The 4,761-nt window shown below is 72.9% G+C and carries 6 protein-coding genes; 3 read left to right on the top strand and 3 right to left on the bottom strand.

Annotated features, from left to right (window positions below):
• Window positions 1-116: 116 nt before the first annotated feature.
• Both ACFW2E_RS10285 and ACFW2E_RS10280 read right to left on the bottom strand, forming a co-directional pair.
• Window positions 117-395 (bottom strand): hypothetical protein, encoded by a 279-nt coding sequence (locus ACFW2E_RS10285; protein ID WP_384464312.1) that lies wholly within the window; start codon window positions 393-395, stop codon window positions 117-119.
• Window positions 392-691 (bottom strand): hypothetical protein, encoded by a 300-nt coding sequence (locus ACFW2E_RS10280; RefSeq protein ID WP_384464309.1) that lies wholly within the window; start codon window positions 689-691, stop codon window positions 392-394. Before ACFW2E_RS10280 ends, ACFW2E_RS10285 begins: the two co-directional genes overlap by 4 nt.
• Before the next feature lie 133 nt (window positions 692-824).
• Between ACFW2E_RS10280 and ACFW2E_RS10275 the strand changes: the two genes are divergently transcribed.
• A complete protein-coding gene (locus ACFW2E_RS10275; protein WP_384464306.1) occupies window positions 825-1,085 on the top strand; it encodes a GntR family transcriptional regulator in 261 nt (86 codons plus the stop codon).
• Between the two features lie 45 nt (window positions 1,086-1,130).
• Here ACFW2E_RS10275 and ACFW2E_RS10270 read toward each other — a convergent pair whose 3' ends face one another.
• Window positions 1,131-1,457 carry an antibiotic biosynthesis monooxygenase family protein gene (locus tag ACFW2E_RS10270; protein WP_384464303.1) on the bottom strand — a complete coding sequence of 109 codons (327 nt, stop codon included), beginning with the start codon at window positions 1,455-1,457 and terminating at the stop codon, window positions 1,131-1,133.
• Between the two features lie 236 nt (window positions 1,458-1,693).
• On the opposite strand from ACFW2E_RS10270, the gene ACFW2E_RS10265 reads away from it, so the two are divergent.
• On the top strand, window positions 1,694-2,995 hold the full coding sequence (locus tag ACFW2E_RS10265; protein WP_384464300.1) for an FG-GAP repeat domain-containing protein: 1,302 nt from the start codon (window positions 1,694-1,696) through the stop codon (window positions 2,993-2,995).
• Window positions 2,996-3,198: 203 nt separating this feature from the next.
• The gene (locus ACFW2E_RS10260; protein WP_384464297.1) at window positions 3,199-4,680 is read left to right on the top strand and encodes an FG-GAP and VCBS repeat-containing protein; all 1,482 of its coding nucleotides are present in this window, start codon (window positions 3,199-3,201) and stop codon (window positions 4,678-4,680) included.
• The last annotated feature ends 81 nt before the right edge of the window (window positions 4,681-4,761 follow it).

The following is a 4,761-nucleotide window of genomic DNA, read 5'->3' as shown; positions in this document are numbered from 1 at the left end:
GGGGGGCGGGGGCGCCGGGGGGCCGGGCGGCCCGCGCGGCGTTCTGGGCCCCGCCCTCCCCCCCCCCGCCGGCCCCCCCCCCCCCCGGCACGGTCAGGGGGCGCCGTCGTGCGTGCTCAGTCCGACCGGTCCAGCCGCCGCCCCCGGCTCTCCGCGACACGGAGGGCGTCGCCGAGGGCCCGGGTCAAGCACTCGGCGAGGAAGCGGAGTTCACCGGGCGGGGTGTCCGGCAGGATCTCCCGGGCGTGGGCGAGGAGTTGGCCGCCCATGCCCAGCTGAACGGACTCCGTGGCGTCGGCCAGCCGAGAAAGCGGCCCGTCGCGGTCGTCGGTGATCAGATAGCAGGGTTTGCCTTCGGAGCCCGTCCAGGGCAGCAGGCGGGGCGGCCGGCTCACGCGACCTCCAGCCCGTGGATCCAGTACGGCCCGGGCAACTCCTGCCCCAACGCGGCCAACGCCGACTCACGGCGCCGCTGCCGCTGTTCGTGAGCGGTCACGTATGGCCGTACGGCCCTGCTGGCGGTGGCGTCGAGGGGCGTGTCGAGGCCGTAGGGGCTGCGGTGACGCGGGAGGGAAAGGTTCTGGATCGGCCACGGGTCAGCAACGGGGGCAGGGTACGGCACACGCTCCTGTCCGGGTGGGAAGAGCAGGAGGCTCACCCATGCGGCAGGGCGACGGATAAGGTCGGTCACGTCATCAGCTCCAGTTCAGCTGGTGGCCATGCCCCGGGGCGGCTGCTACCGCCGCCGGGGCTTCCGTTTGTTCGCGGTCTACCGCAGTCTACCGCGGTCGCGCGGTCTACCGCAGAGTTTTAGCGTCAACTGCATGACCCCCGAACTGGACCGCACTCGCCCTGTCTGGCGCCAAGTGGCCGAGGCCATCACCGCCCGGATCGCCAGCGGCGAGTACCCCATGGGAGCCCGAGTGCCGTCCGTCGTCGAGCTCTCCGCGGAGTTCGGCATCGCGACCTCGACCGCACAGAAAGCGTTGGCCCACCTCAAGAACGAGGGACTCGTCCGAGCCGAGGTCGGCCTCGGCTCCTTCGTGGCCAAGCGCCCCGCCGGGGAAACCGAACCGCCCGCGTAGGGCAAGGCGGTACGGCGACGGGGCACCCTGCGCTCGACTCGCCGGTCAGGCCTCCTTCGGCCCCGCCTGCTGCACCACGTCGAAGGACCAGAGCGTGGAGCCGGCGGCCGCGGGCCGGGGCCGCTCCCCGCCCTCGCCGCCGCCCTGGTGCGCGGCCTTCATCGGCCCCTCCATCCAGGCCTGGAACGACTCCTCGTCCCGCCAACGCGTGTACACGAGGTACTGGTCGGTGCCCTCGACGGGCCGCAGCAGCTCGAACCACTCGAACCCGTCGGAGTTCTCCACGGCGTGGGCCCGCGAGGCGAACCGCTTCTCCAGTGTCTCCCGCTGCTCAGCCGGGACGGCCAGTACGTTGATCTTCACTACGCTCATGGAGCCATCCTGACCTACAGCTGACGCGACGACGGCCTGACAGGCCCTCAGGGACGCCCCTCCCCTCCCTCGCGGCGGTGACGTCGTGGGCGGCACTCGCGGTGACGCAGTGGGAGGCCGCCCGCAGGTGAGGAGATCCGGACACCCCCGTGTCGCCGTGGGTGCGGGGGTGCCGTCCGGCCTCCAACGCGTGCATCATTGCCCAGGCATTGCCGAGGGTGCTGACGGGATGGACGGTGCGTGTGCGCAGGGGCGGAAGAGCCGGGACGGTGACGGCGGTGATCGGCGGTCTGGGGCTGCTGCTGGCCGCCTGCGGACCCACGGCGGATTCGGGCGACGGCGCCCGGCACACCCCCGTGCACGTGGCGGACGCCCCTGCCGAGGTCCCCGTCCCGCGGGGCACGGGCAGCAAGGTCCCGGACGACTTCAACGGCGACGGCCACCGCGACCTCGTCCTCGACGACCTGGTGAAGGCGCAGAGCCACGCGGACGACGCCGGCATCGGGATCGTGTACGGCAGCGCGCGCGGACTCACGCCCGGCGCCCGGCAGTTGCTCAGCCCGAGGAAGCAGGCGGCACCGGCCAAGGGGCAGCTCCCCGCCGTCTTCGACGCGGAGGCGAGCTGCGACCTGAACGGCGACGGCTTCACCGACCTGGTCGTGTCGACGGACCCGCCGTACGACGGGCAGGGACAGCCGCCGGTGCCGCTGCAGATCCTCTTCGGCTCCCCGGCCGGCCTGACCGGGAAGGCGGTGAAGCTGACCGTCCCCGCCCGCGCCCGCTTCGGCAACGACTGGCCCGACCAGCCGGTGTGCGGCGACTTCGACGGGAACGGCGCCGAGGACCTGGTCCTGCACGCCTCGGCGGGCCGGCTGTCCTACCTGCGCGGCCCGTTCAGCCGTAAGGGCACACCGCACGCGGCGGGTGCCCCGGTCCCCTCCCCCGGCGAGGTGCCCACGGGCCCGGCGGCCGACGTGAACCACGACGGATACGACGACCTGGTAGTCCGTAAGGCGGAGGGCACGGCCGGGTCGGCGGTGGGCCTGGGCGGCCCGGACGGCCCGACGCGCACCGGTGCCGCCCTGCCCGCCGGCATCGACACCGCCCTCGGCCGCTTCGGCCGGGGCAGGGCACTGGACGCGGCGGTCGGCGCCATGGGCGAAACGTCCCTGCGCTACGACCTGCCGACGGCGGCCCGGAGCACCCTCGCCATGCCCGGTTCGGTGCTCGACGCGGCCGACTTCGACGGCGACGGCCGGGACGAACTGGTCTCCAGCGGCTCGCGGCTGCGGATCCTGCGCGCCCGTACGACGGGACTGTCGCCCAAGGGCATGCTCACCGTCGCCCCGCCCGCCCCGGGCACGACCCGTGTCCTGACGGCCGGCGACTTCGACGGCGACGGCCGGGCCGACCTGGTGGTGCGCACCTACCGGGGAGAGACGAAGGACACGGTGGCCGTGTACCGGGGTGCGAAGAAGGGACTGCTGGCGGCCAGGCCCGCGGTGACCTTCTCGACTTCGGAGTTCCTGGTGCCGTAGCGCCCGCCCGGTGAACCCACCCGTCACAGCCGCCTCGGAATTGTTTACCGAACTCACGTACAACCCTTGCCCGTCGGCGCGGGTCTTCTGAGCGCCGACCGGACCGTGAACCCCCGGACAACTCACGGCGAACACGGACGGTCCGCACCCCAACTGACTGTGGATGCCCGCCAGGCATCCCCGCATGCCGCAGGAGAACCCGCATGCACACGCACGCACGACTCGCCCTCGCGACGGCCACCGCGGCCGTGCTGACGGGCGGTCTGCTCTCTGTCTCGGCCGCCACGGCGACGGCCGCGGACTCCGTCACGGTCGCGCAGGCCGACTTCAACGGCGACGGCATAGGCGACGTCGTCACCTCGGCGGCCACCGCCTACGTCAGCGGCCACCAGGGCGCCGGCCAGGTCGTCGCCCTCTACGGCACCGCCGGCGGAGTGACCTCCGCCCAGCGCACCACCATCAGCCAGAACACCACGGGCGTCCCGGGCACCGCCGAGGCCGGCGACATGTTCGGCGGCGAGCTGGCGTACGCAGACTTCAACGGCGACGGCTACGACGATCTCGCCGTCGCCTCCCCGAGCGAGAAGGTCGGCACCGACACCAACGGGGGCGCCCTCGCCATCCTCTGGGGCTCCGCGAACGGCCTCACGGGCAAGGGGATCGACGTCCCCGACCCGGCCGCGAGCTCCCACGACTACTGGGGCAAGGACCTGGCCGCCGGCGACTTCGACGGCGACGGCAAGGCCGACCTGGCCGTCGGCAGCTCGGCCAGCACCATCTACGTCTACAAGGGCGGCTTCAGCACCGGCGGCACACCCGGCGGGCGGACCACCATCAAGCCGCCGATCATGTCGGGCACCAACGACGACCCGTACGGCCCGCTGAGCCTCACCGCCGGTGACGTCAACGGCGACGGCCGCACCGACCTGATCGTCGACGGTTTCGAGACGACCACCCAGTACGGCTGGAACACCAACTACTGGGTGCCCGGCACCGCGAACGGCCTGAGCGTCGCGTCCGCCAAGAAGCTCAAGACCGGCATGATCACCGCCGTCGGCGACATCAACCACGACGGCTTCGGGGACATCGTCAGCGGCGCCTCCTGGGACAACACCACCGACAACGGCACCACCGTGCCGGATTCGGCCAAGGGCGGAAAGGTGAACATCACCTACGGCTCCGCCTCCGGACCGGCGGGCACCACCGGCATCACCCAGGACACCGGCAACGTCCCCGGCACCTCGGAGACGAACGACGGCTTCGGCTGGGACCTCGACCTGGGCGACGTCAACGGCGACGGCTACCAGGACCTGGTCGTCAGCACCCCGAACGAGGACATCGGCGGCGTCAGCAACACCGGCATGGTCACCGTCCTGTACGGCTCGGCGTCCGGCGTGAACACCGCCTCCGGCGCGCAGTCCTTCGCCCAGAGCACGGCGGGCGTCCCGGGCGACGACGAGAAGGGCGACCTGTTCGGCGCGGACGTCAAGCTCGACGACGTCAACGGCGACGGCAGGGCCGACCTGCTGGTGGGCTCCTACGAGAACAGCGCCAACGGCCAGGTGACGTACCTGCCGTCCGACGGCACGAAGATCACCACGACCGGCGCCCGCACCGTCTCCCCGAGCGCCGTCGGCGTCTCGACGACCGGCACGCCCCAGTTCGGCGCCCTCTTCGCCGACTGAGCGGCCCCACCCCCTCACGGCCCGGCCCGCCCCCCCGGGCCCCGCCCGCCCCCCCCCACCGGGGCCCACCGCGCCGCGGGG

This window comes from Streptomyces sp. NPDC058964, assembly GCF_042741275.1.
GTDB lineage: Bacteria > Actinomycetota > Actinomycetes > Streptomycetales > Streptomycetaceae > Streptomyces.
The sequence above is the reverse complement of the archived record's forward strand: the minus strand, read 5'-3'. Positions and strand labels throughout refer to the sequence as shown.